At 49.7% G+C, this 25,897-nt stretch carries 21 protein-coding genes; 15 read left to right on the forward strand and 6 right to left on the reverse strand.

Annotated features, from left to right (window positions below):
* Positions 1-13: 13 nt before the first annotated feature.
* Positions 14-1,384, reverse strand: coding sequence for a S8 family peptidase (locus N3Z11_RS05075; protein WP_313771332.1), 1,371 nt, complete (start codon positions 1,382-1,384; stop codon positions 14-16).
* A gap of 394 nt (positions 1,385-1,778) precedes the next feature.
* On the opposite strand from N3Z11_RS05075, the gene prfB reads away from it, so the two are divergent.
* The 9 genes from prfB to N3Z11_RS05120 all read left to right on the forward strand — a co-directional run bounded on the left by prfB (position 1,779) and on the right by N3Z11_RS05120 (position 16,376).
* Positions 1,779-2,877, forward strand: a protein-coding gene (prfB, locus tag N3Z11_RS05080) for a peptide chain release factor 2 (protein ID WP_260656073.1) whose coding sequence is annotated in 2 segments (ribosomal slippage) — positions 1,779-1,853 and positions 1,855-2,877 — 1,098 coding nt in all. Because the reading frame shifts where the segments join, the coding sequence is not laid out codon by codon here.
* A gap of 25 nt (positions 2,878-2,902) precedes the next feature.
* Positions 2,903-4,429 (forward strand): lysine--tRNA ligase, encoded by a 1,527-nt coding sequence (lysS, locus tag N3Z11_RS05085; RefSeq protein WP_260656074.1) that lies wholly within the window; start codon positions 2,903-2,905, stop codon positions 4,427-4,429.
* 342 nt (positions 4,430-4,771) lie between these two features.
* Positions 4,772-5,461: a TorF family putative porin gene (locus N3Z11_RS05090; protein ID WP_260656075.1), complete on the forward strand. Its 690-nt coding sequence runs from the start codon at positions 4,772-4,774 to the stop codon at positions 5,459-5,461.
* Between the two features lie 38 nt (positions 5,462-5,499).
* Entirely contained in the window at positions 5,500-7,614 is a 2,115-nt protein-coding gene (locus N3Z11_RS05095; RefSeq protein ID WP_260656076.1) for a methyl-accepting chemotaxis protein, read from the forward strand.
* 10 nt (positions 7,615-7,624) lie between these two features.
* Positions 7,625-8,368 carry a substrate-binding periplasmic protein gene (locus tag N3Z11_RS05100; RefSeq protein ID WP_260656077.1) on the forward strand — a complete coding sequence of 248 codons (744 nt, stop codon included), beginning with the start codon at positions 7,625-7,627 and terminating at the stop codon, positions 8,366-8,368.
* Positions 8,369-8,545: 177 nt separating this feature from the next.
* Positions 8,546-10,852, forward strand: a complete 2,307-nt coding sequence (locus N3Z11_RS05105) for a catecholate siderophore receptor Fiu (RefSeq protein ID WP_260656078.1) — start codon at positions 8,546-8,548, stop codon at positions 10,850-10,852.
* 157 nt (positions 10,853-11,009) lie between these two features.
* On the forward strand, positions 11,010-11,690 hold the full coding sequence (locus N3Z11_RS05110; protein WP_260656079.1) for a Fe2+-dependent dioxygenase: 681 nt from the start codon (positions 11,010-11,012) through the stop codon (positions 11,688-11,690).
* 239 nt (positions 11,691-11,929) lie between these two features.
* The gene (locus N3Z11_RS05115) at positions 11,930-12,808 is read left to right on the forward strand and encodes an ABC transporter ATP-binding protein (RefSeq protein ID WP_260656080.1); all 879 of its coding nucleotides are present in this window, start codon (positions 11,930-11,932) and stop codon (positions 12,806-12,808) included.
* A gap of 10 nt (positions 12,809-12,818) precedes the next feature.
* Positions 12,819-16,376 (forward strand): ABC transporter permease/M1 family aminopeptidase, encoded by a 3,558-nt coding sequence (locus N3Z11_RS05120; protein ID WP_260656081.1) that lies wholly within the window; start codon positions 12,819-12,821, stop codon positions 16,374-16,376.
* Between the two features lie 107 nt (positions 16,377-16,483).
* Here the strand turns inward: N3Z11_RS05120 and N3Z11_RS05125 are convergent, their stop codons facing one another.
* Positions 16,484-16,975, reverse strand: a complete 492-nt coding sequence (locus N3Z11_RS05125) for a CreA family protein (protein WP_260656082.1) — start codon at positions 16,973-16,975, stop codon at positions 16,484-16,486.
* A 47-nt stretch (positions 16,976-17,022) separates the two neighbouring features.
* A complete protein-coding gene (locus tag N3Z11_RS05130) occupies positions 17,023-18,051 on the reverse strand; it encodes a DUF2804 domain-containing protein (RefSeq protein ID WP_260656083.1) in 1,029 nt (342 codons plus the stop codon).
* A gap of 189 nt (positions 18,052-18,240) precedes the next feature.
* Here N3Z11_RS05130 and N3Z11_RS05135 point away from each other — a divergent pair, with 189 nt between their 5' ends.
* Together N3Z11_RS05135 and N3Z11_RS05140 are read left to right on the forward strand one after the other, a co-directional pair.
* The gene (locus N3Z11_RS05135) at positions 18,241-19,323 is read left to right on the forward strand and encodes an AraC family transcriptional regulator (RefSeq protein ID WP_260656084.1); all 1,083 of its coding nucleotides are present in this window, start codon (positions 18,241-18,243) and stop codon (positions 19,321-19,323) included.
* A gap of 62 nt (positions 19,324-19,385) precedes the next feature.
* Positions 19,386-20,618, forward strand: a complete 1,233-nt coding sequence (locus N3Z11_RS05140; RefSeq protein WP_260656085.1) for a nuclear transport factor 2 family protein — start codon at positions 19,386-19,388, stop codon at positions 20,616-20,618.
* 91 nt (positions 20,619-20,709) lie between these two features.
* On the opposite strand, the gene N3Z11_RS05145 is transcribed toward N3Z11_RS05140, so the two are convergent.
* Positions 20,710-21,201, reverse strand: coding sequence for a peptidylprolyl isomerase (locus N3Z11_RS05145; protein WP_260656086.1), 492 nt, complete (start codon positions 21,199-21,201; stop codon positions 20,710-20,712).
* Positions 21,202-21,212: 11 nt separating this feature from the next.
* Positions 21,213-22,184 (reverse strand): tRNA-modifying protein YgfZ, encoded by a 972-nt coding sequence (ygfZ, locus tag N3Z11_RS05150; protein WP_260656087.1) that lies wholly within the window; start codon positions 22,182-22,184, stop codon positions 21,213-21,215.
* Positions 22,185-22,307: 123 nt separating this feature from the next.
* Here ygfZ and N3Z11_RS05155 point away from each other — a divergent pair, with 123 nt between their 5' ends.
* From N3Z11_RS05155 to N3Z11_RS05165, 3 genes are all read left to right on the forward strand, one after another.
* Positions 22,308-22,559, forward strand: coding sequence for a succinate dehydrogenase assembly factor 2 (locus tag N3Z11_RS05155; RefSeq protein WP_260656088.1), 252 nt, complete (start codon positions 22,308-22,310; stop codon positions 22,557-22,559).
* Positions 22,537-22,965, forward strand: coding sequence for a protein YgfX (locus tag N3Z11_RS05160; RefSeq protein ID WP_260656089.1), 429 nt, complete (start codon positions 22,537-22,539; stop codon positions 22,963-22,965). The genes N3Z11_RS05155 and N3Z11_RS05160 overlap by 23 nt, the downstream gene beginning before the upstream one ends.
* Before the next feature lie 106 nt (positions 22,966-23,071).
* Positions 23,072-23,356: a hypothetical protein gene (locus N3Z11_RS05165; RefSeq protein ID WP_260656090.1), complete on the forward strand. Its 285-nt coding sequence runs from the start codon at positions 23,072-23,074 to the stop codon at positions 23,354-23,356.
* Positions 23,357-23,435: 79 nt separating this feature from the next.
* Here the strand turns inward: N3Z11_RS05165 and nadB are convergent, their stop codons facing one another.
* Positions 23,436-25,073, reverse strand: a complete 1,638-nt coding sequence (gene nadB / locus N3Z11_RS05170; protein ID WP_260656091.1) for an L-aspartate oxidase — start codon at positions 25,071-25,073, stop codon at positions 23,436-23,438.
* A 248-nt stretch (positions 25,074-25,321) separates the two neighbouring features.
* Between nadB and rpoE the strand changes: the two genes are divergently transcribed.
* Complete coding sequence (gene rpoE / locus N3Z11_RS05175; protein ID WP_075806986.1) at positions 25,322-25,897, forward strand: RNA polymerase sigma factor RpoE; 576 nt, start codon at positions 25,322-25,324, stop codon at positions 25,895-25,897.

Genomic DNA, 25,897 nt, shown 5'->3' on the forward strand with positions numbered 1-25,897 from the left:
GCGGCGTTGTCAGTTAATAGCCACTCACATCAAGCCGGCCGTTACTGCTGACTTTGCCGTTACAGGACGTGGTTGGTGCGGCCTGACCCAAAATGCCGTTTTTCACCTGGGTATGGCTGGCGGCCGGATTCAGTGCTTTGTATAAAGCCGCTGCGCCCGACACATGGGGGGTGGCCATCGAAGTGCCGCTGTAACTGGCATAAGCTGAGATCACTTTGCCTTTGGAGGATTTAGGCACTGTCGACATCACCGCCGAGCCAGGTGCACAAATATCTACAGTGGTTTTGCCGTAGCTGGAGAACGAACTCATAGCCCCAGTGCTGGTAATAGAAGCCACCGCAATCAGGTTGTTGTTCGGGTATTCCGCCGGATAACAGTTTGAGCCGCTGTCACAGTTGTAGGCATCATTGCCCGCTGCAGCAATAAACAACATACCGGCATTATCGGACCGGCCTATAGCGTCCTGCAGTGCCTGAGAAAAACCACCGCCGCCCCAGCTGTTACTGGTGGCTATCATATTGAGGTTATGGCGGGTTTTCATATCTGTCATATAGTCCACGGCTTTAACCGCATTGGCCGTGGTGCCACCCCGGTTGCCAAGGAATTTGGCATTAAAGAGTTTCACACTCCAGCATACGCCGGCCACACCTTTGCCGTTGCCACCGACACCGCCGATAGTACCGGCAACATGGGTGCCATGGTCATCACCGGCGCCATCAAACACTGAGTTGTCGTTACCGGCAAAGTCCCAGCCATAGACGTCGTCTACATAACCATTGCCGTCGTTGTCGATGCCGTCACCGGCAACTTCACCCGGGTTTTTGCCGGCATTGGCGGCTAAGTCTTCGTGGTTATACATATAACCTTCGTCAATAATGCCAACCCAAACATCACCACAGGCAGTATTGCCGCCGGCCCATTGTTCAGCAGCCTGTGAACCAAACTGATTGGCCGGACTGCTGCCGTCGCCATACATACCCCATAAACCGCCATTGGTGTAGTAGGTGTCATTGCTGCTGGCAGCATGGTTGTAAATCCAGTTTGGCTCGACAAAAGCAACGGCTTCATCGGCGCTCAGCGCTGCAATAGCCTGTTGCAGTGACTTGCCTTGTGGCAGCCGCACCAGTTCTAAATCCCCTTGTTTATCCCGGCGCTGATGCGCAGCCACTAATACTTCGGCTGGTGTTGCCGCAATTTTGCCAAGCGCCCGCTGTTTGGCATTGGTGCCGGCGCCTGCTTTATATTGGATCAGTAGCTCCTGGGCCACATGGGCTTTGCCGGCCTGTAATGCCGCCAGCACTTTTTCTGAGTGTTCTGAGCTGAAAGCGGCAGGTGCGGCGCAGGCAAAAATAACTGCAAGACTAAGTTTGTGATAACGGGGCATAACAGAGATCCTCTGGTTGGTAAGTTAAAGCGTTGATTACGCGATAAAGACGCTGCCATCACCGGACGAACCCTGGTTGTTACTACCGCCGCTGGATGTAAGTCGTCAGAATATTGTATAAATTTGTAACTAATCTTATTTAAATTAGTAAAGCAGTGTTGTCTATGCAAGTTTGCTAGCGCCTTGATCACACTGGTAAAACCAGCGTGTGAATACAGCCATCTTGCAATTTATAAGGCCAGAATGCTAAACCCACAGAAATGACGACGCTTTGCAAAGAAGGCTGATGACAGAGTGCTGACGCTTTTGCAGTTGGCGCAACAGGAAATGGCTGCACCCGCTGCTGAAATTTTGCTACAATTGCCGCCTTATTTTTGAGGCGTATTTAAAAATCATGTTTGAAGTCAATCCAGTTTATAACAGTATCAAAGACTTAACTGAACGCACTAATGTGCTTCGGGGGTATCTTTGACTACGATGCCAAAAAAGAAAAATTAGAAGAAGTATCCCGCGAGCTGGAAGATTCAGCGGTGTGGAACAATCCGGAAAAAGCCCAGGCGCTGGGTAAAGAACGTTCAGCGCTGGAACAAATTGTTGGCACTATCGATAAACTCGACCGGGGTTTAGAAGATGTGGCTGGTTTAGTTGAGCTGGCGGTTGAAGCCGAAGACGAAGACACCTTTGTTGAAGCTCAGGCGGAACTGGCTGATTTGGCAGCACAACTGGCTAAACTGGAATTTCGCCGGATGTTCTCCGGCAAACATGACGCCAGCGATTGTTATCTGGATATTCAGTCTGGCTCCGGCGGCACAGAAGCGCAGGATTGGGCCAGCATGCTGATGCGGATGTATTTACGCTGGGGTGAAGCCAAAGGTTTTAGTCCGGAAATTTATGAAGTGACAGATGGCGACGTGGCCGGTATTAAAGGCTGTACCATCAAGTTCAGCGGCGAATACGCTTATGGCTGGTTACGCACTGAAACCGGTGTACACCGTTTAGTGCGCAAAAGCCCGTTTGACTCAGGCAACCGCCGCCACACTTCTTTTGCCTCGGTCTTTGTGTCGCCGGAAATTGACGACGATATCGAAATTGAAATTAACCCGGCTGATTTACGTATTGATACCTACCGCGCTTCCGGTGCCGGTGGTCAGCACGTCAACAGAACCGACTCTGCGGTACGTATTACTCACTTACCCACCAATATAGTGGTGCAGTGTCAGAACGACAGGTCACAGCATAAAAACCGCGACAATGCTTATAAACAACTGCGCGCCAAGTTGTATGAGTTTGAGTTGCAAAAACAAAATGCCGAAAAGCAAGCGCTGGAAGATACCAAATCGGATATCGGCTGGGGCAGTCAGATCCGCTCTTATGTGCTGGACGACTCGCGGATCAAAGACTTACGTACCGGCGTCGAGACCCGCAATACCCAGTCGGTATTAGACGGTGATCTCGACAAATTTATTGAAGCCAGCCTTAAAGCCGGTTTGTAATTTTCGCTTAAATCAGGAACTTATCATGTCAGAACAAAATACGCCTATTGAAGAACATCATGACGTCAACAAACTGATTGCCGAGCGAAAACATAAGCTGGCGGCGCTGCGTGAACAGGGCAACCCTTTCCCGAATGATTTCCGTCGTGATGCCACTTCTGATCAGATCATGGCGCAGTACGAACATCTGAGCAAAGAAGAGCTGGAAGAGAAAAAAATCCGCGTGACAGTGGCTGGCCGTATGATGCTGCGCCGGGTGATGGGTAAAGCCAGTTTTGCCACTATTCAGGATGTCGGCGGTAAGGTGCAGCTGTATGTTGCCCGCGATAGTTTGCCGGAAAATGTCTACAACGAAGGTTTTAAAAAGTGGGACTTAGGCGACATTATCGGTGGTAGTGGTGTGTTGTTTAAAACCCAGACCGGCGAGCTCACGGTATGGCTGGATGAAATCCGCTTGTTAACCAAAGCACTGCGCCCGCTGCCGGACAAATTCCACGGTTTAACTGACCAGGAAGCCTGTTACCGTCAGCGTTATTTAGATTTGATTGTGAACGAGCAGTCGCGCAAAACCTTTTTAATTCGTTCAAAAACAGTGGCTTATATCCGCCAGTTTTTTAACAGCAAAGGCTTTTTAGAAGTGGAAACCCCAATGCTGCAAGGCATTCCGGGTGGTGCTTCGGCCCGTCCTTTCGAAACACACCACAATGCGCTGGATATGCAGATGTTCCTGCGGATTGCCCCTGAGCTGTATTTAAAGCGTCTGGTTGTTGGTGGTTTTGAAAAAGTATTTGAGCTGAACCGTAATTTCCGTAACGAAGGTGTTTCCACCCGCCACAACCCTGAATTCACCATGCTGGAGTTCTACTGGGCTTATGCCGATTACAACGACTTAATGGACATCACTGAAGAGTTGTTCCGTGGTCTGGCGCAGTCTGTGCTTGGCACTACTGAAGTACAGTACCAGGGCAATGTGTTTGATTTTGGTAAACCTTTTGCCCGGATGTCAGTGACTGAATCTATTCTGCATTACAACCCGGACGTAAAACTTGAGCAGTTAACCACCCGTGAAGCTGTGGCTGAACTTGCCAAATCTTTAGGCATTGAAGTAAAAGCCAACTATGGTCATGGCCGTATTCTGATGGAAGTGTTTGATGAGCTGGTCGAAACCAAGCTGCAACAACCAACTTTTATCACTGAGTACCCGGCGGAAATTTCACCACTGGCGCGTCGTAACGACCACAACCCTGAAATCACTGACCGTTTTGAATTTTTTATCGGCGGCCGTGAATTAGGCAATGGTTTTAGCGAATTAAATGACGCTGAAGATCAGGCTGAGCGTTTCCACGAGCAGGTACGGCAAAAAGCGGCGGGTGATGATGAAGCCATGTTCTATGACGAAGACTTTGTCACAGCGCTGGAACACGGTTTACCACCAACTGCAGGTCAGGGTATTGGTATTGACCGGCTGGTGATGTTGCTGGCTGATGCACCAAGCATCCGCGACGTTATTCTGTTCCCGCATATGCGTCACACCGACAAACACGGCAGCTAATGTTGAGCCGCAGCGGCAGTGGTGTAGCCTTGCCGCGCTTGCATTAACATTCCGTCACAAAAACCGGCTTCAGGCCGGTTTTTTTATCTGCAAACATCCCATGCGCGCACTGCTTTGCCGGCCTTTATTGCCGCTCAAGCTGCACTTTGAACGAACTATTGTTCGAATCTGTATTTAATTCAGAAACTTACCAGATGTTTTTTTCCGGTTTAAATCACTGAATCAAAGGCAGGATCTGCCGCCGCCTGCTATACCTCATGCAGGATCTTTATGTTTCTGTGGTGTCGCTTTGAGTTTGGCAAAAGGACAAGCCAACGCAGCGGTTCTTGCCTGAGGTTGATCATGCAAAAAATTGTGCTGAGCTCTGCACTTTGTGCCTTGCTGTCGTTGCCTTGTTATGCAGATATCAGTTCCACTGTTTCTGTGACCAGTAACTACTTGTTTAATGGTATTACTCTGACCAATCATGACCCAGCCTTGCAGCCGAGTCTGGACTGGAGTAGTGGGGATGGCTGGTATGCCGGGCTTTGGGCGTCCAATGTCAAGTTTTCACCCGGCACTGAGCTGGAGTTTGATGCCACCATCGGTTACTGGACTGAACTCAGCCCCGATTGGGTGCTGGATCTTGGGGTGGCACAATACACTTATCACGGCAGTGAAAGCGCCAATAGCGAAGCCTTTAACTTTCCTGAGGCTTATATGAAGCTGTCTTATAAAAGCACCAAATTAGGTTATTGGTATGCGTCGGATTATTTTGGCGCCGGCGGTGGTCATTATATTGTGGCTTTGTTTCATACCATTCCACTGCACGAAAACGGCAGTTTGTTATTAACCGCCGACCGCTCCACCTCCACCCAGACCGATAAATTTATGCGTGACAATGATGGCACTTATCACCACTGGCGTATTGCGTATCTTGCCAGCTGGCAGGGCCTGAACTGGACCCTGGCCTTTGATGACACTGATTATTCCTTGCCCTTTTATGGTGATGCCAAAGTGTCGTTGGCAGTGGCAAAAACGTTTTCCTGGTAAATATTTGAAAAATAAAGTTGTTTGCAGCAGGAGTTGTTATGCAAGTTGATTCGTTACGCTTTAAGTTAACATCCGGAGTGGCACTTTTTATTGCCATCAGTATTGGCGTGATGACGGCCGTCGGCTGGTATTCGATGAGCCGCAATAATGCCTCGGCAGTTGCTTTGCTCAGCAGTTCAATGCAAAAACAGGCCGAACAAACCCTGACAGACGCGGCATCCGGCATTGCTTTTGAAACCGCAGCATTAATTAACCGTAATTTTGATCTGGCCAAATATTATGCATCGATTTTAAGTGCCACTGCGCATGGCGGTAGTCAGGCGCCTTATCAGCGTGAGCAGGTACAGGCGATGGCCGGACAATTATTAACAGCCAACACCGGCGTCAGCGCTTTATATGGCCAGTTTGAGCCCAATGGGTATGACAATGCCGACAGCAATTTTGGTCTGGAGCAGTCGCATAGCTCGGCCAAAGGCACACTGGAGGTGTATTGGGTGCGCGAGCAGGATGGCGTCAAGTTTGTGCAGGTGCCTGATCCTGCTGTGAAATATGTCGAGACCAAAAACAAACATGGCATCCGCGAAGCCGAGTGGTATCTGTGTAGCCGCGATCAGAAAAAACCTTGCCTGATGGAACCTTATTTGTGGGAAATCACCCCGGGCAATTCAGTGTTGTTAACCTCCCTGGTGTATCCGGTTTTAACCGCCGGCGAATTTCGGGGTGTGGCCGGGGTGGATATGAATTTACCTGTGCTGCAGACCTTGCTGCAGCAACAGGCGGCTCAGTTGTATGGTGGCAAAGCCAAACTCTATCTGGTCAGCAAATTTGGTTTATTGCTGGCCAGTAACAGTTATCCCGACAAACTGGGGCAGCCGCTTGCTGAACTGGATGCTGGTTTAAGTCAGCATCTGGCGGCAAACAGCGGCAAATTATCGGAATATCAGCAGGATTTTGTCATTAGCCGCAAGTTGCAGGTGGCTGCTGCTGAAGCTGACTGGCATGTAGTTATTGCGGTGCCGAAAGAAGTGGCGTTAAGTGTGGCCAATCAGCTGGCAGAGCAACTGGCAACAGATTCTGCCGCCACCACCAGCCGGATGATGCTGCTTGGCGTGCTGTTGCTGGTTGGGTTTGTGCTGTTAACTTCTGTTTGGCTGAAATCAGCAACTCAGCCTATCGTCAATATGAGTCAGCTGATGAAAGAGCTGGCGGGTTCGGAAGGGGACTTAACCCGGCAGCTGGCGGTCAGTAAAGATGTGGAGCTGCGTGATATGGCGCAGGGATTTAACGCTTTTACTGCCAAACTCAGGGATATGATCCTGGCGTTAAAACAATCTTCGGTTGCATTGCAGCAACAATGTCAGCAGCTGGTTGGCTTGTCCAGTCAGACCAATCAGGCCACCAAGGTGCAGGCTTCTGAAGTGCAGAATGTGGCGTCGGCCATGCATCAGATGACAGCCACAGCCCATGAAGTGGCCAGTTTAGCCGGGCGCACCGCTGAAGGTGCTCAAAGTTCACTGGCGGCTTTAACTCAGGCCAACCAGTTGTTTCAAAACACGGTTGGCGCCTTTAAAACTGTGGCTGGCGAGTTTGAACAAACCCGGCAGGCGGTGGAAACTGTGTCACACAGCAGTCAGCAAATTAACGGCATTATTGAAGTCATTCAGGCTATTGCCGAACAAACCAATTTATTGGCGCTGAATGCCGCTATTGAGGCGGCACGCGCCGGTGAACAGGGTCGTGGTTTTGCCGTGGTTGCCGACGAGGTGCGCTCGCTGGCAGCCCGTACTCATAGCTCCACCGATGAAATTAAAAAGCTGATTTATGGCCTGCAACAGCAGGTCGCCACAACTGTCAGTCAGATCACCGCCAATACCGGAAAAGTGAGCGCCACTTTAATTGAAGCTGAAAGCTCCTACGAGCAGCTATCCAGTGCTACATCGGGGATTTCAGCCATTGCCGACAATGCGTTTCAGGTGGCGGCAGCGGCTGAGCAGCAAAATCAGGTCAGTGAAGAAATTAACCGAAATATCACCGCTATTGATGATGCAACCCGGGCGCTCAGCGCTTTGTCCGGTGATAACCTTGCGATCAGTCAGGCGATCGATCAGATCACTGCGGCTATTGATCAGCAACTTGCCAAGTTGCGCAGTTGAGGTGTTGCAGATGAAATGGCTGTGGTGTTGTTTGTTGCCGTTGTTTCTGCAGGCTGCTCCAGGCGAGCCTGCACCTGCAGCAACGCCGGTGATCAAACTCACCAGCCTGGACTGGCCACCTTATACCGGGGCTGATTTACCACAGCAGGGGGAGGTGACGCAGTTTTTGCGCACTTTATTCGGCGAGCTGGGTTATCAGCTGCAGGTTGATTTTTTACCCTGGCCTTTGGCGGTAGCCAGGGTGCACAGTGGCAAAGAAGGGCACCTGGGGTACTTTCCGGAATATCCACTGGCAAGTCCGGATTATCTGCAAACCATAGCTATTGGATACAGTGAGCTTGGCCTGGTGGAGCGGCGCGATCATCCCTTGTTACTGACGGATGCCCGCCAGTTGGCCGGGCTGCGTTTTGGCGTGGTGCAGGATTATCTGAATATGGTAAAGCTGGATCTGTTGATTGCCGCCGGTGAGTTAAAACCTCAGATCAGTCAGAGTGACAGAGCCAATGTATTAAAAGTGCTGAAAGGTGAGCTGGATGCTGCAGTGATTGACAACAGAGTGCTGCAATATTTGTTGGTGCATGACAAAGAGATCCAGCCGGGCGCCGCCAAACTGCAATTCAGTCAAAGCCTGAAAGAACATAAAAGTTTGCATCTGGTATTAAAAAACACAGCACAGAACGTTGAATTAATTAAAAAAATTAATCAAAAAATCGGTCAATACAAAACCCGCTTTTTAACGCCCAGCTTGAAATAACAGCAAAAAACCATCAGTCAAAAGCTGCAGTGCCTCACTGTTGCTTTGGTTTTTTCGTTGTCTGAAATTACATAAATGAAAATCATTTGCAAATGCGAATGATTATCGATAGTATGCCGGCAGTTTTTGCAGCCACAACAAGCTGCCTCACTACATCTGTTGATTAAGGGAAAATCCATGGCATACATTCAGGCAAAAAAACATCCGACCGGCGCCCGTTCAGCTATTGCGTCAGCCTTATTACTGGCGTTACCTGCTGTTGCGCTGGCAGACAACAACACAGCTCAGGCATCAGCGCAGCAAAGCGGCAAGTTACAACAAGTGACAGTAACAGCCGATGCCATTGAAGCAGAATTTATTGCAGAAAAAGCCAGTTCGCCAAAACAAACGCAGAAGTTAGTTGATACACCACAAACCATAGTGGTGGTGAAAAAAGAGCTGTTTAAACAACAGGCTGCCACCACTTTAAGCGACACTTTACGCAATACACCCGGCATCACCATGCTGATGGGCGAAAACGGCAATACCGCCACCGGCGACTCAATTTTTATGCGCGGTTTTGACACTCAGGGCAATATTTATGTGGATGGCATCCGCGATTTAGGCACTATCAGCCGTGATGTGTTTAATACCGATCAGGTAGAAATTGCCAAAGGCCCGGCCGGTGTGGATAACGGCCGCAGCACTTCGTCCGGTTATGTCAATATGGGCTCAAAAGTAGCAGGGCTGGAAGATTTTATCAGCGCCAGTGCTGTAGTGGGATCAGGCTCGCACAAAAGGGTGACGGCCGATATCAATCAAAGTCTGAATATTGAAAATGCCGCCATCCGCGTGAACCTGCTGCGTCAGGATAGTGGTGTGCCCAATCGTGATCTGGTGGAAAACAACAGCACAGGGATCGCCACTTCGCTGGCCTTTGGTTTAAATACCGCAACCCGCACCACGCTGAATCTTTTGCATATGCAACAAGACAATATTCAGGACGGTGGTTTGCCAACTGCGGGTTTAGCGGGTTATTACAGCAGTAGTTATGTGGCGGCTTTCCCACAAAATAACGGCCCTGTTATAGTGCCTGTGGATCGCAGTAACTTCTATGGCAGTAAAAGTGACTTTGACCATGTATTGGCCAATATGCTGACGCTGCGGGTAGAGCATGATTTTGCCGACAATGTCACGCTCACCAATACCTCGCGTTATGGTGTTTCCACCCAGGATTATGAGCTGACCGGTGTGAACGTGCTGGCTTTCCCGGCGGCGACGAAAAACGACCCTTCAACCTGGACAGTGTCCCGCTCGCGTCAGGGCAAAGATCAGAAAAACCAGATTTTAATTAACCAGTCGAATCTGACGGCAAAATTTGTTGTCGCTGGCTTGCAGCATACGCTGGCGTCCGGTGTGGAATTTAGCTACGAAAGCCAGCTCAATTACAGCAAAGCCATGCCAACAGGTACCACTCAGGTGCCGGCTAACCTGTATCACCCATCCACTGCTGATGTGTTCGCACCACTGGTATTCACTGGCGCCAAAGCCGAAGGCTCAAGCGACACTGCTGCCATTTATGCGCTCGACACTATTGATTTGGCGCCAGAGTGGCAATTGAGTGCGGGCGTGCGGGCTGAACACTACAACACCACCACAGATAACATCAGCATTCAGGGCACTGCCACACCTCAAACTATCCCGGTGGGCACTAAAGTGGGTAGCCATGAACGGGCTTCTGATAATCTGCTCAGTTACAAACTGGGCGTGAACTACAAACCCACGGCCGATGGTTCTGTCTATTTAAGTTATGCCACATCGCAGTTGCCACCGGGTGGCACCAGCTTCCAGCTCAGTAGTTCGGCAACCAACCAGAATAACCCGGCGCTGCAACCGCAAAAAGGCACCAACCTGGAATTGGGTACCAAATGGAACCTGCTGAACCAGAAGTTATTTGCCACTGCTGCTGTGTTTGAAAGCGTGAATAAAAACGAGCTGGTGCGCGATGACGTGAACACTTATGTACCTGTTGGGGAAAAAACTGTCAAAGGTGCCGAATTTGGGTTAGTGGGCATGCCGCTGGATAATCTGGAGCTAAGCGCTGGTTTAGCGCTGCTGGACCCGAAAATTACCCGCGGTTCGTTGTACGGCACATCACCCACTCAGGGCGCAACTATCCAGTGGACACCAAAAACCACTTTCACTTTGTGGGCCAATTACAAGCTGGAAAAATTAAGTTTAGGCGGTGGCGCCCGTTATATGGACTCGGTTGCCCGCTCTAATAACGCCGCTATCAACCCGGCAACAGCGTCAGTGGTCACAGTGCCGGATTATTGGGTGATGGATGCCATGGCATCTTATGAAGTGAACCCGACTGTGACGGTGCAGCTCAACCTGTACAACCTGTTGGATGAAGAATATATCGGCAGTCTGAATAACGGCGGTTCCCGTTACCATCAGGGCACACCACGTTCGGCCAAGCTGGGGGTTAACGTCGCGTTTTAAGCCTGCTTTGGCGCTGCGTGACTTGATTCAAATGAGAATAAGTCTCAATATTGTGCCAGATCAGGTTTTTTGCCACAGGCCTTAGTTAAACTAAGGCCTTTGTTATTCAGGCGCTCTGCACCTGCGGTGCCGGGAAGCTAAAACAGGAGTTCGGGTGATGATGTTCCATATTGAAGGCTTGCTGGATAAAAACGAAGTTGCCCGGATGCGACAGCTCCTGGCTGAGGCCATCTGGGCGGATGGTCGTGCTACTGTGGGTCCGCAGGGCGCCAAAGTAAAACAAAACCGCCAACTGCCGGTTGATAGTCCGCTGGCACTGCAACTGGGTGAGTTTATTCTGCAAAAGCTGTATCAGCATCCGCAATTTTTGGCGGCAGCTTTACCTTACCGCACTGTGCCGCCGTTGTTTAACAGTTATGCCGGTGGCGAACATTATGGTTTGCATGTGGACGGCGCCATCCGCCAGCTGCCTGGCAGTTCGTTAAGTTTAAGAACGGATCTGTCCAGTACCTTGTTTTTATCTGAGCCTGACGAGTATGACGGTGGTGAACTGCAGGTGATGGACACTTATGGTGCCCATGAAGTGAAATTGCCAGCCGGTGATTTAATTTTGTATCCGTCAACAAGTTTGCATCAGGTGTTACCGGTAAAGCGCGGTGAGCGCATCTGCAGTTTTTTCTGGACCCAAAGCCTGGTGAAAAATGATATGCAGCGTTCAATGTTATTTGAATTGGATGGGCATATTCAGGCGCTGCGCGCACAATTAGGGGACAGCGCTGAAGTGCTGGGTTTAACCGGGCACTATCATAATCTACTGCGCCAATGGAGTGAGTTGTAAGCAAAAGATGTTGATCAGGCTGCAGGTTTTGCTGAGGCTATTACCTCAGTGCTGTGAGGACGAAGCTGTGAAAGCAGTCACTGAAATCCGTGTTTTGCAGTCAAATCTGGCATCAGGGCGCTGGCAGCTGCCGTTGTAACCTTATTAAAAATTGACACAATTTGTAAACAATTTCGCTTGGCAGCTTTGCGGCTGCTCTGGCATGCTCTGGGCTATTTATCAAACAGCCAGGAAGAAGCATGTTAAACATCAATCAGTTATCCAAAACCTACGACAATGGCGTCAAAGCCTTGTCCGACGTCACTTTAAGTATTCCCAAAGGTATGTATGGTTTGTTAGGCCCCAATGGTGCCGGCAAATCCAGTCTGATGCGCACCATCGCCACTTTGCAATCTGCCGATACTGGCAGTATCGAGTTTGATGGTATTAACGTGCTCAAAGATCCCAAGGCGCTGCGCCGCACTCTGGGTTATCTGCCACAGGATTTTCAGGTGTATCCGCGCATCAGCGCTTTAGATTTACTCGATCATCTGGCGGTACTCAAAGGGCTGAATGATAAAAAATCCCGCCTTGAAACCGTGCATGCGTTATTGGCCCATGTGAATTTGTATCAGCATAAAGACAAAGCGGTCAGCAGTTTTTCCGGGGGTATGCGCCAGCGTTTTGGCATTGCCCAGGCCTTATTGGGTGATCCGAAACTGCTGATTGTGGACGAACCCACCGCAGGGTTGGACCCGGAAGAGCGCAACAGATTTCATAACCTGCTGGTGAGCCTGGGTGAAGAAAAAGTCATAATTTTATCTACCCACATAGTGGACGATGTGGCCGAGCTGTGCCCGCAAATGGCGGTATTGGCCGGTGGCAAAATTTTATTGCAGGGCGAACCACTAAAACTGGTGGATGCACTGCAAGGCCAAATCTGGAGCAAAACAGTGTCGCAGGCAGAAGCTTCTGAGCTTGAACAACAACTGCCGGTCATTTCCAAAAGGTTGTTTGCCGGCCGTACCGTGCTGAACGTCTTTGCCAGCGACGCGCCTCAGGGCTTTACCGCCACAGCAGCCGGACTTGAGGATGTGTATTTCTCCACCTTGTTCCGCTCCCGTCAGCAACAAGCCTGAGGAATATAATATGCTCTGGCAAATGATCCGTTTTGAATGGCGTTATTATCTGCGCCAACCGTCTTTTTATGTCACTTCTTTATTGTTCTTTCTGATGACCTTTTTTGCCGCCTCCTCTGAGTCGGTTCAAATTGGTGGCGGGGGAGAAGTCTGGGGCAATGGCCCTTTTGCGATAGCGCAAACCATGCTGGTGATGTCGCTTTTTGCCATGTTTGTGGTGGTGAATTTTATCGGTAACAGCGCGACCCGTAATCACAGTTGTCAGATGGAAGAGCTGATTTATTCCAAGCCGTTGACGCCATGGCAATATCAGCTCGGGCGTTTTATCGGCGCTTATGCTGTGGTGCTTTTGGTATTTGCCTTTGTGCCGCTCGGTACTTTGGTAGGTTCATTAATGCCCTGGGTGGATCAGGAGCGTTTTGGTCCGACTGTATTGAGTTATTACATCAGTACCTTCCTGATGTTTTCCATGCCAACACTTTTTGTGTTGTCAGCGCTGTTTTTTGCCATCGCCAATAAATACCGCTCTATGATGGCTTTGTATCTGGTGGTGGTCGCGGTGTTTATGTTGTACCTCATCTCCGGCAATTTTACCCGCGAGCCGGAGTACCGCACCCTGTCGGCGTTGCTGGATCCTTTTGGTCTGCGAACTTTTGCTGATGTGGCCAGATACTGGACCATCGACGAAAAAAATAATCAGATGCTGACGTTCTCCGGTGTGGTGCTTTACAACAGGCTGATTTGGCTGAGTGTGGGTGTGCTGGTGCTGCTGGCCTTTGGCGGTTTGTTCCGTGAGTTAAAACTCAGTGGTAAAGGCAAAGAGAAAAAGGCCAAACACAACACGGCCGTGCCTGAATATCCACTGTCGGCACTGCAAACCAAAGCGCAAGTGCCTTCGGTCTGGCAACAGTTCTGGTTACGCACCCGTTTTGAGATGCGCCAGGTGTTGTTTAGTGCTCCTTTTATCATTCTGGGGTTGCTCTGCATTTTTAACCTGGTGGTGCCAATGGTGGAGTCCGAAGGTTTGTACGGCACCCCCGACTGGCCGCTGACCCAGGCCATGGTGGCGATGATCGTCGACGCCACTGGCCTGCTGTTTATTATCATCGCGACTTATTATTGCGCTGAAGTGGTGTGGCGTGAGCGCAGCGCCGGTATTGGTGATATTACCGACAGTTTGCCGGTGGCCAATATGGTGTATTTCAGCTCCAAATTGCTGGCGGTCTGGTTGTTAATGGCGGTGCTGTTTGTGTCTTTTGCGCTGACCACTGTGACTTATCAGTTACTCAGTGGTATGACAGAGCTGGATCCGGTGCAATATCTGGTGCGGCTCGGTTATTTTAATCTGCTGCCCTTTATGATGCTGGTGGTGCTGGCTTTTATGATCCAGACGCTCAGCCCAAACAAATACGTCGGCATGCTGGTGTTTGTGGTCTATTTTATCTCCACCCTGGTGATGGATGCCTGGGGTTTCAGCCACAAAATGTTCCAGTTTGGTCAATCGCCAAATGCGCCATTTTCTGATTTAAACCGCTTCGGTTGGACGCTGGAAAGCCACAGCTGGTACATGTTGTACTGGGGCGCATTGGTGCTGGTGTTTTTTGTGTTGGGTTATGGTTTTTACCAGCGTGGCCCGGCGCAAAGTCTGAAACATCGTGCTGCCTTGTTCAGTTATCAGGTGGGGCCGCAGGGCCTTGCCCTGATGGTGGTGGCACTGCTGTTATTTGCCGGTAGCGGCAGCTGGATTTATTACAACACCCGGGTGCTCAATACCTTTATGACGGCCGAACAGCGTATGGACATTCAGGCTGATTATGAAAAAGCATTTAAGCAGTATGCTGACGACCCTATTCTGGTGGCCACTGCCGTCAAAGCTGAAGTCGATATTTACCCGGGCGAGCGGCAAATCAAAGCCCGTGTTACCCAGCAAATGCGCAATAAATTTGACCGGCCACTTGCCAAAATGCTGGTGCATGTGCCGGAAAATACCCGCGAGCTGCGCCTGACGGTTGCAGGCGGCAGCCTCAGTGAGATTGACCGCAAATATAATATTGCCTGGCTGACTTTTGATAAGCCGCTGCCTCCCGGTGCGCAAACCGAGGTGCAGATTGAACTGGTACGCACTAATCCGGGTTTTAAAGACAGTGACGTGGATGTGCTGCTGGTTGAAAACGGCACCTTTATTAACAACAGTGAACTGTTGCCGCAGTTTGGTTACCAGCGTGGTTACGAGCTGCAGGAGCGGCATGAACGTGCCAAACGGGATTTAGCACCGGCAGAGCGTGCGCATAAACTGGAAGATCAAAGCAGATACAGTGAAAGTGGTTTTGGCCGTGCTGAAGATTTTATTCAGTTTGAAACCACAGTCTCAACCTCAGCCGATCAAATTGCGATAGCTCCGGGTTATCTGCAAAAAGAATGGCAGGAGGGAGACCGGCGCTATTTCCATTATCAGATGGATAAGCCGATGTTTAACTTTTATTCTTTCCTGTCGGCACGGCTGGAGGTAAAAAAAGAGTTGTATCAGGGCGTTGCGCTGGAAGTGTATTACCACAAAGCGCACCACTGGAATGTGGATCGCATGATGGAATCGATGCGCGACTCGCTGGATTATTTTAATCAGGCCTTTGGTCCATACCAGCACAAGCAGATGCGCATTATTGAGTTTCCGGGATACCGGCGTTTTGCCCAGTCTTTTGCCAATACGGTGCCTTATTCTGAAGAAATTGGTTTTATTGCCGATTTACGTGATAAAGACGAGCTGGATATGCCGTATTACGTCACGGCCCATGAGATGGCGCATCAGTGGTGGGGCCATCAGGTAGGTACCGCCAATGTGCAGGGCAGTGCGGTGATCCCTGAAACCCTGGCGCAATACAGTGCACTTAGGGTGATGGAAACTAAATATGGTTCGGTCAAACTGCGTAAATTCTTAAAATACGAACTGGATCGTTATCTGCGCGACCGCGGCTCAGAGCGTATTGAAGAAATGCCGCTGCTGCGTGCGGAAAATCAGGGTTATATTCATTACCGCAAAGGTTCGCTGGTGATGATGGCACTGAAAAACCGCTTAGGTGCACCAGTGCTGGATGCCAAGCTGCGGGCCTTTTTACAACAATACCAGTATCAGCAAAATCCGTACCCGACCACTTTGGACCTGGTGCGTTATTTAAAAGCTGATTTACCGGCGTCTGAGCAGGCTTTTATTGATGATTTGTTTGTGAATATCACACTTTATGATCTGCGGTTAAAGGACATCCAGCAGCAAACTTTGCCGGATGGACAGTTAAAAGTGACACTGACCATTGATGCCGGCAAGCTCACTGCCGATGGCAAAGGCAAAGAAAGTCCGCAGCCGCTTTTGGAGATGGTTGATATTGGTTTTTACACTGAAAATCCGGATGATTTTAGTAAAGAACCGGTAGCGCTGTATTTTGAGGCGCATCAGCTTAAATCCGGCAGCAATCAGCTTGAGCTGACAGTGCCTAAAGGTGCTGTCTATGTGGCGGTTGATCCGTTGCTGAAGCTGATTGACCGGGATGCGGCGGATAATATCCGCAAGTTGTAAGGCATTTATGTTGAGTCAATAAAGAGAAAACCCGCCAACTGGCGGGTTTTTGTTTTTGCTCATAATAAAATTTCAGCTTGGTTTTGCGGTAACTATAATTTTGGCGGCTATTTTGGCGTTGCCGTAGTGGCAGCTTCCAGCTCCTGCCAGGCTTTGCTCCCCCAGAGTGGCACTGTGGTTAACGAATGTTTGTCACTGCCGGCGGTTTCTTTGGTGGAATACGACAAATACACCAGGGTTCTGTTGTCGTTATCAAAAATACGACGGATCTTCAGGTGCTTAAACAAAATACTTTTAGAGGCGCTAAAAATCACTTCACCTGATTTGGAAGTATCTATGCTATCCAGCATCGCTTTGGTGATTTCACCGGTCTGGCGGCAGGCAATCGACATATCCGATGGGTCGGCTAAATCCAGATTGGCTTCGACATGGCTGATATGGCAGGTCACGCCCGGAATGTCTGGGTCGTTAAAGGTTTGAATTTTAATATCTTTTGTCGTGAATAAGCCCAGGCTGACATCGCCGACTTCTTTCGGTGAGCAGGCCAATAACAAGCCTGTTGCCAGCACCAGTGTGGTAGTGGCCAATACCTTTTTCATAAAAACTCCTTGTGATCAACATAAAAAAGTTTGGGCTAAGGTGCAGCTTACCATTTGGCATAATGGTCTTCCGCCAGACCAAGGCACTGCTTTAATTGCAGTTTGCTGCCGTCGGCCAGCATGATGTTCCCCTGATAATAACCTACATATTGTCTGAAATTACTGGTAAGTAGTGCGGCCTGCACCTTTTCCTGCCGGCAATACAGGGGCTGAAATTCAAGTTCTACTTCCCCGCATAAAGTCTGCAGTTGCCAGTTTTGGTTTGGCTGCTGCCGGTTTATCTGAAACTGCACCGGGCTTAAATGCTGGATTTTACCCTGGTACCAGAGTGCATTTTCACAAAGGCCGGTTTCGTTGACACCATTAGCCAGATTCAGGCCAAAAGGCACATTTTGCAACAAGGTATTGATAGAGGCCCAGCGCCAGTTGGTGCGGCGGCGCATAAAACCGGCGGAAAAATCGTAACCGCCCCGGGCTGAACTCAGGTCAAATGGTCGCTCACCCAATTTCAGCTCACCAGTCACCGCCAGGGCGTTGTTTTTTTCGGTGTAAGTGAGGCCCTGATAACCGGTCGGCGCACAAAGTGCCAGTGGTTGTTGCTGCTGACGTGCCAGTTGAAGGCTTGCCTGCAGCTCGCCACACTGCAGTTCCAGCCGCCAGCAGTGGTTATCCAGGTCAAAGTGCCAGCGGGTTTTGCCCAGATGTAACTGCGCCCGGCCTGAGGTCGGGGATTGGCTCATTTGACAGCCCAGCTGCAGTGGCAGCAACAGGCCTTTTTCTACTGTTGTTGCTTCCTGCTGATATAAATAAGCAAAACCAGAGCTGGCATAACGGATATCGGCAATAGCCACTGCCAAAAGCCAGTTAGGGCCAGTTACAGAGATAAACTGAAACTGTTTAAACTGGAAAAAACGAGCCAGTGCGCTGGCTTTATTATCCAGCACAGTGCGGTAGTTAAAATCAGCAAAATTAAGCCTTGGCACTGAGCCATCAAATAAACCATAAACCGCATCACCATCTTGCTGAATCAGCTGCGAAGGGGCAGGGGTAAGATTGGGTTGATAACGGCTTGGCATGGCTGGCTCTTACTGATAAAAATAGTTGTTTTTATAACAGTTTTTACCAGGCAGACCAAGTAAGATTAGTGGCATTCAGCACTACTGGCAGCCTGAGTTATAAAGGCGTTAGCTAATCAGCCCTGACAAACACAAATTGGCGCAGAGCAGCCCGGGCTTATTGCAGATGAACAAAAGGATCAGGTTCAGATGGCCATTACAGAACAACTATTATTGATGTTCAGCGCCCTTGGGGGGCTCAACGCCTGGCTGCTGGCCGGTTATTTTTTCTGGCGAAAGCCGGCACCATCTTCTGACAAACCACTTGCAGATCAATTGTTGGCTTTATTGCTGCTGATGCTGAGCATCAGAGTATTAAAGTCTGTGCTGTTTTATTTTAATCCGGCTATTACCAAACAAATTTTGCAGCTGGGTTTATCGGCCTGTGCTTTGATTGGGCCTTTGTTATTTGCCTATTGCCACAGTATTTGTGGGCCGAAAAAAACCAAGGCCTGGTATCTGTGGCCCTTAGCAGCGGTGTTGCTGCTGGTGCTTGCGGTGGGGGTGTTGTGGCCTTATCAGCACTACACCGGACTTTGGGCAGGCCTGATGTACCGGCTGATTAACTACAGCTGGCTTGGCTGGATTTTATTATCAGCCTTGTGGGTATGGCGCAGCAGCAAAACCAGCACTGAGCTGGCAACCGCTTTGCAACAATCAGAGCTGCTGATGCTTAAAAGTCTTATCGGCGGTAATTTGTTGCTGTGGGCGGCGTATCACTTTGCCTCTTACACCTCGTATATCAGCGGCGCCTTGTCTTTTAGTTTTTTATTGTATGTGGCAGCGCTGACGCTTTACCTGCAAAAACGCGCAGAACCCAAAGCAGTGCCTTATGCCAATAAAAAATTGCCGGTGCAGCAGGCAGAAATATGGCAGCAGGAACTTGCGCAGTTGATGCTACATCAGCCCCTGTATCTGGATGCTAATTTAACGCTGGCCAAACTGGCAAAACAGCTGGGCTGGTCTGTACCAAAGTTGTCGCAATTGTTAAACGACAACCTGCAAACCTCATTTAACGACTATATCAATGCCTATCGTATTGCTTATGCCCGTCAGCTGTTAGCACAACAGCAGCCGCTGAAAATGGCGGATTTAGCCGAGCAATCTGGTTTTAATGCGTTGTCGACTTTTTATAGCGCTTTTAAAAAAGCCACAGGCCTGACGCCCGCCCGCTATAAACAACAGCTGCAGGATTCCGGAATTATAAATCCGCTCTCCGGAATCATATCCTGAGGCTGTAACTTCAGGCGTTGGTTTTTATGCTGGCTCCGGTTTTTAACATTACCGGAGGAACTATGCGTTATTTATCTTGTTGGCCCCTGTTGCTGGGCATCTTTGTCTGCCATGTCGCTGCGGTTAGTGCTGCGACACAAAGTCAAAAAACTACCGTTTTAAATGCGCCAACAGCGGCAGTAAATCACCAGGACTTGTCTGATGCGGACAATTATCAGGCGGTGCGCCATACCCTTGAGCTTTACCTGAACGGCACTTCGTATAATCAACAGGGAGAAATCAAGCAGGCCTTTCACCCACAAGCTGAGTTATTTTTGGCCAAAGAAGGGCAAGCTATCTGGCAGGTGCCTGTGGCCGACTACATCAGCTGGTTTAAACCGGCCAAAGCCGGGCAATTTAACGGCCGTATTGGTGAAATTCTCAGTATTGATATTGAAGGTGAGCTGGCAACCGCCAAAGCGGAAATTCTGCAAAAAGGCGCAGGGCATCGTTATGTTGATATGTTTTTACTCAAACGCATCGATGGCCGCTGGCAAATCATCAGTAAAGCGGCGGTGCGCCAGCCCTCGGTGCAGCATGGCCAGCGGGTGTTATTTATTTTGTCTGACGCGCATTTTCACGGTCAGTCCAACCTGCCGGCAGGTGCCAGTTTTTCCGAGATAGTCAAAGCCTACCGCACCTTTAAACAGGCTGGTTTCACCGTCGACTTTATTACGCCCAAAGGGGGCGCTGTGCCTTTGGCTTATATCGACACTTCGGATCCGCTGCATAAAGAATATCTGTATCAGCAGGATCTGATGCAGGCACTGAAATACAGCAAAACCGCAGCCCAACTGCAGGCTAGCGATTATAAAGCGGTGCATTATGTGGGCGGTTCTAATGCGGTGTACGGTGTGCCAGAAGACCCGGCCATTGCACAACTGGTGATGGACATTTATCAGCAGCATCAGGGCATTATTTCAGCTGTCTGTCACGGCACCGCCGGTTTAGTGCAGCTAAAAACCAAAGATGGCAAATATCTGGTGAGCGGTAAACAAGTGACAGGTTACCCGGAAGACTTTGAACAGCAGGATGCGCCTTATTTTCAGCACTTTCCGTTGTTACTGAAAAAAACCATCACTGAGCGTGGCGGGATTTTTAAAGTGGGTAAACGCAGTGAAGCTTTTGTGCTGGTTGATGGGGCTCTGGTGACAGGGCAAAACCATCTATCCTCCGAAGGGGTGGCCAAAGAAGTGATTAAACTAATAGAGCAGAAAAAACAGAGCCAGGCCGCAACTTTGGCAGGTGCTAACTAACTGCAGAGCTTTAAAGCTGCAAATAAAAACGCCGGCAAGCCGGCGTTTTTACAAACTCAACTGCAGTCAGGCTGCAGTTTTGCCGAATGGATTAATGGCCGTGACCTGAGTGGCCGTCCATGCCGTGGGCATGACCGTGTGCCAGCTCTTCTTCTGTGGCATCACGCACCAGCACCACTTCAACATCAAAAGTTAAATCAATGCCAGACAGCGGGTGATTGCCGTCTACCACAACCTCGTCGTCGGTCACATCTAACACAATCACCGACTGTTCGCGGCCATCCGGGCCTGCAGCGCGAAAACGCATGCCAACAGCCACTTCCATGCCTTCAAACAAAGCACGTGGCACGGCCTGGGTTAATTCTTCATGGCGCTCGCCGTAAGCATCAGCGGCTGCTACTTCAACTGTAAATTTATCACCGGCTTGTTTGCCAACCAGTGCAGCTTCCAGCCCCTGAATTAATGAGCCGCTGCCATGGATAAACACCAGTGGCTCGCCGCCTGCAGAGCTGTCGAGTTCGTTGCCGGCTGCGTCACTGACGCTGTAATGCATAGCAACAACTTTGTTATTTTGAATGGTCATGCAAACCTCAGTTAGTTTAAAGAATAAGGAAGAGCTTCCAGCCTGAATAAGGTGTCAGGTGCGCTGGCCAGCCTTAAATGAGCATCCGGCGCGGTGTCGTTGGGCAGCACAGCAAGCACTAACAGCTCACCATGAATATTGACCGCGTTCACCACCACACCGCTTCGACGCCAGTTTTGCTCTAATTGTACTTCAATATCGCTGCCGGCTGCCGGAGTTTCTGCACTTTGTGCTTTGAGAATATATGTGGCTCTTTTATTTTTGCCCAGATATTTCATCCGGGCCACCATTTCCTGGCCTATATAACAACCCTTAGTAAAGCTAATAGCATCAATGGCTTGCAGGTTCAGGTTTTGCGGCACATATTCGCCAATCAGCGCCTGCTCCAGATAGGGCAGGCCATGCAAAATATGTTGAGCCAAAAAGCGCGTTGGCGCGGCAAGGTGGGCAGCCTGGCTTGTCAGCAGGGTTTTGGCGGCTGTGATGTCCAGCACCAGCAAATAATGCTGCTCTGCCAGCGCCAGTAATTGACCGTCCGGTACTGCCACCAGTGTGCCCGGAGCCGGTACTTCAAAACCAAGTTTCGCCACTAGTTTGTCTGCATCAGGGCCGCTGATGCCCAGAACCGCCAGTTGCTCCTGGGTGTCGTGAAAGGCAACTTTGGAGAACACACCAAACTTTTTCAGCTGCACCAAAGAGGCCTGAATTTCATCCCGAAAGCCGGTGTATAAAATATCTTCACCTTGTTGCCATAAATGAAAAGTGGCCCACATTTTTCCTTTAGCGTCACAATGGGCGCCACGTAAAAAATTATGTTCAGTTAAAGTATTGATATCGCAGGTGGTTTGTCCTTGCAGATACTTTTTCTGATCAGGGCCACTGATCCGCACTACAGAAAAAGCCGGTAATGGACTGATAAAAGCTTGTTCGGTGTCGTTTGATAACTGTGCTAATTGTTCAGCACTGATCCAGGAGCTTTGCATAACAGATGTCACTTTTAAACCTTTAATGTGCAATGGCACAGATCATTGGGCGAAAGATGGAAAAGCACAACCCCCGCAACAATTATTTGTTAGAATCCGGCCAGCAAAACAAGAGAGCCTGTTATGTCTGAATTAATGAGTAAACCCAAATTACGTTGGGCCTGCCGTCGCGGTATGCTGGAGCTGGATATTTTGTTATCTCCTTTTGTGGAGCAGGGTTATGACGCCTTAAGCCTTGAGCAAAAGCATGATTTTGAACGTTTATTAGCCTGTGACGACCCGGATTTATTTGCCTGGTTTATGGGGCATGCCAAATCACAGGATGCAACTTTGCAACAGCTGGTGGACATCATTGTCCGGCGCGTCCGCGTTTAGCCTGACGCTCAGGCCCTCACGCTGGCGCACTGTGCCTTATGCACTGAGCCTGCTGGCGGTTGTTCTGGTGTGTCTGATATTGCCTTTGCCCTGGTGGCAATTGTTGTTGATGAGTCCGCTGCCTGTTTTTGTGTTGTACCGGCAAGTGCGGGCCTGGCAGCAACCGCTGCCGATCCGGATGCTGACACTTCAGCAAAACGGCCGTATCCGGTTCTTGCAGGATGCCAAACCCGCAGGACAGCTGTTGCCGCAGTCTTTGGTCTGTGGCTGGGGTTTCTGGTTGTACTGGCAGGATGACGAGCACAAAGTGCATCAGCTGTGGTTATACCGCGATAATTTTTCCGAAGCGGACGGCAGAGCACTGGCAAGAGCCTGCACAGAACGGCGCTGGCAAACACAAAACTAGCCATTTGAATTGCAGCTGTTGTGCTTGCCGCCTTGTTGTTATGCTGTAAGCATCTGACTAAGTGCAGTCTGCACTTGGTTACTTTTTAATTCCCTGGATAAAAACCATGACTTTAATTGAACTGGCAGGTTATGTGCCTGCTATTATTTTTCCCGCTGCAACCCTGATGCAGTTGTGGCACTTATTAAAAACCAAAACCTCTGACGGTGTGCCGGCCTTAACATGGCTGGCTTTTGCCCTGGGCAATTTGTCTTTGTATGTGTATGCCGAAAAATATACCGAACTGCAATCCATTATTGGTCAGCTTGCCACGGCCGCTTTGCAGATTTATGTGGTGTACCTCATCCTAAAATATCGTCGCCGGGCCTCAAAAGCTGCTGCGGCCGAATAACAATATTGCGCCAGAGCTGACAGCCAATACAAAAAACGGCGCTTTTGCGCCGTTTTTGCTTTTAATTGCAGACAGAAACTCAGATCGTCTGAGTTGTTACCGGCTCAGCATCACGTTCCGGTGGTGTCAGGATTGTTGGTTTGGGGTTGTCCAGCATAGCCGGATAATCCAGGGTGTAATGTAAACCTCGACTTTCTTTGCGCGCCATGGCGCAGCGGATAATCAGCTCAGCCACCATGGTCAGGTTACGCAGTTCCAGCAGGTTATTGCTGACTCTGAAGTGGCGGTAATATTCCTGAATTTCGCGTTGTAATAATTCTACGCGGTGTAACGCCCGCTCCAGCCTTTTGGTGGTGCGCACTATGCCGACAAAATCCCACATAAATAACCGCAGTTCATGCCAGTTGTGGGTGATCACCACTTCTTCATCTGAGTTACTGACCCGGCTTTCATCCCATTGCGGCAGTGAAATAGGCGCTGCCGCCTGTGCCAGGTTGGCCAGAATATGTTTGGCTGCACTTTGCGCAAACACCACACATTCCAATAAAGAGTTACTTGCCATCCGGTTCGCACCGTGCAGGCCGGTATAAGCCACTTCACCAATGGCATAAAGGTTGGGTACATCGGTTTGGCCATTCTGGTTAGTCATCACGCCGCCACAGGTGTAATGGGCTGCCGGTACCACTGGAATAGGCTGTTTGGTAATGTCGATACCGACACTTAAACACTTGGCATAAATAGTGGGGAAGTGCTCAATAATAAAATCTTTTGGCTTGTGGCTGATGTCGAGATACACACAAGGCACACCCAAGCGTTTCATTTCAAAGTCGATAGCCCGCGCCACCACATCACGGGGGGCCAGCTCTGCACGCTCATCAAAATCCGGCATAAAACGCGAACCATCCGGCCTTTTTAAATAAGCACCTTCACCTCGCATGGCTTCGGTGATGAGATAGTTACGGGCGTCCGGATGATACAAACTGGTGGGGTGAAATTGGTTAAATTCCATATTGGCCACCCGGCAACCGGCACGCCACGCCATGGCAATACCATCACCACTGGCTACATCCGGGTTACTGGTATAAAGGTACACTTTACTGGCGCCACCTGTTGCCAGCGCAACAAAACGGGCAGAAATCACTTCAACTTGTTCTGAGTTACGATTCCAGACATAAGCGCCATAACAATGCTTGCCCGGTAACCCCAGCTTTGCTGCGGTAATCAGATCAATAGCGTTGTAGTTTTCCAGTAAACGGATATTCGGATGGGCTTTGACCTGATCGACCAAAGTAATTTGCACAGCGCGGCCTGTGGCATCTGCCGCGTGCAGAATACGCCTGTGGCTGTGACCGCCTTCGCGGGTCAGGTGGTATTTTAATACGCCTTCTTCATCGCGATATTGATCAAATGGCACACCTTGCCCAATCAGCCATTCCATCGCTTCTTTAGCGTGCTCGGCGGTAAATTTAACAGCCTCTGCGTCACATAAACCGGCGCCGGCAATCAGAGTGTCGCTGACATGGGAATCAATGCTGTCGTTTTCATCAAACACAGCGGCAATGCCACCTTGCGCATATAAAGTTGAACCTTCGCGCAGCGGGCCTTTACTCAGCACCATCACATTCAGTTTATCTGCCAGTTGCAGCGCCAAAGACAAACCGGCAGCGCCGCTGCCAATAATTAATACGTCACAAAGATGTTCTTTTTGCTGTTGCATGCGATACACTTAAATCTGACAAAAAACAGAATCTTAGTTGAGTAAAAAGCCAGGCAGGCTGCGACTGGCGCTGAGGTGTCCGGCAGCGCTCGGATGGGCTATATGTCATCCAATGCGGTCAGGATCAATCTATTGTAACTTTTTTATCTATTAAACCGAACTTTTTCACTTCGGTCCCGTCATAAGGGTACGCTTGACGAGAGCCGGTTGCAAAATTTAGCAGTAAGCAAAACAGGGGACAAGCTCGGATGAGCGAGCAAGAATTGGATTGGCAGATAGTCCAGCGGGTACAACAAGGGGATAAAGCGGCTTTTAATCTGTTGGTAAGAAAATATCAGCACAGATTAGCGAACTTAATTTCAAGGTACGTCTCTAATCATGGCGACGTGGCGGATGTGGCACAAGAAGCCTTTATAAAAGCTTATCGTGCACTGCCAGGCTTTCGCGGAGACAGTGCGTTTTACACCTGGTTGTATCGCATTGCTGTAAACAGTGCAAAAAACTATCTGGTGGCCAACGGCCGCAAACCGCCGTCAACAGACGTTGATGCGGAAGAAGCTGACTCTTACGAGGGCAGTGACGCGTTAAAAGTGCAGGATTCACCGGAAAAGCTGTTGCTGACCGAAGAAATCCGGCATGTAGTGTTTGAAACTATTGAAAAATTGCCGGAAGAATTGCGCATTGCCATCACTTTGCGTGAGATGGATGGTCTGAGTTACGAAGAAATTGCCGAAGTGATGGGCTGTCCTATAGGCACAGTCCGTAGCCGGATCTTCCGGGCACGCGAAGCAATTGACATCCAGCTGAAGCCGTTAATCAGCTAA

Origin of the sequence: Rheinheimera sp. 4Y26 (assembly GCF_025245835.1) — a bacterium.
GTDB lineage: Bacteria > Pseudomonadota > Gammaproteobacteria > Enterobacterales > Alteromonadaceae > Pararheinheimera.

Coding starts and splice junctions, on each gene's coding strand:
- N3Z11_RS05075 (WP_313771332.1), bottom strand. CDS start 1,384: ATGCCCCGTTATCACAAACTTAGTCTTGCAGTTATTTTTGCCTGCGCC.
- lysS (WP_260656074.1), top strand. CDS start 2,903: ATGTCAGAACAAAATACGCCTATTGAAGAACATCATGACGTCAACAAA.
- N3Z11_RS05090 (WP_260656075.1), top strand. CDS start 4,772: ATGCAAAAAATTGTGCTGAGCTCTGCACTTTGTGCCTTGCTGTCGTTG.
- N3Z11_RS05095 (WP_260656076.1), top strand. CDS start 5,500: ATGCAAGTTGATTCGTTACGCTTTAAGTTAACATCCGGAGTGGCACTT.
- N3Z11_RS05100 (WP_260656077.1), top strand. CDS start 7,625: ATGAAATGGCTGTGGTGTTGTTTGTTGCCGTTGTTTCTGCAGGCTGCT.
- N3Z11_RS05105 (WP_260656078.1), top strand. CDS start 8,546: ATGGCATACATTCAGGCAAAAAAACATCCGACCGGCGCCCGTTCAGCT.
- N3Z11_RS05110 (WP_260656079.1), top strand. CDS start 11,010: ATGATGTTCCATATTGAAGGCTTGCTGGATAAAAACGAAGTTGCCCGG.
- N3Z11_RS05115 (WP_260656080.1), top strand. CDS start 11,930: ATGTTAAACATCAATCAGTTATCCAAAACCTACGACAATGGCGTCAAA.
- N3Z11_RS05120 (WP_260656081.1), top strand. CDS start 12,819: ATGCTCTGGCAAATGATCCGTTTTGAATGGCGTTATTATCTGCGCCAA.
- N3Z11_RS05125 (WP_260656082.1), bottom strand. CDS start 16,975: ATGAAAAAGGTATTGGCCACTACCACACTGGTGCTGGCAACAGGCTTG.
- N3Z11_RS05130 (WP_260656083.1), bottom strand. CDS start 18,051: ATGCCAAGCCGTTATCAACCCAATCTTACCCCTGCCCCTTCGCAGCTG.
- N3Z11_RS05135 (WP_260656084.1), top strand. CDS start 18,241: ATGGCCATTACAGAACAACTATTATTGATGTTCAGCGCCCTTGGGGGG.
- N3Z11_RS05140 (WP_260656085.1), top strand. CDS start 19,386: ATGCGTTATTTATCTTGTTGGCCCCTGTTGCTGGGCATCTTTGTCTGC.
- N3Z11_RS05145 (WP_260656086.1), bottom strand. CDS start 21,201: ATGACCATTCAAAATAACAAAGTTGTTGCTATGCATTACAGCGTCAGT.
- ygfZ (WP_260656087.1), bottom strand. CDS start 22,184: ATGCAAAGCTCCTGGATCAGTGCTGAACAATTAGCACAGTTATCAAAC.
- N3Z11_RS05155 (WP_260656088.1), top strand. CDS start 22,308: ATGTCTGAATTAATGAGTAAACCCAAATTACGTTGGGCCTGCCGTCGC.
- N3Z11_RS05165 (WP_260656090.1), top strand. CDS start 23,072: ATGACTTTAATTGAACTGGCAGGTTATGTGCCTGCTATTATTTTTCCC.
- nadB (WP_260656091.1), bottom strand. CDS start 25,073: ATGCAACAGCAAAAAGAACATCTTTGTGACGTATTAATTATTGGCAGC.
- rpoE (WP_075806986.1), top strand. CDS start 25,322: ATGAGCGAGCAAGAATTGGATTGGCAGATAGTCCAGCGGGTACAACAA.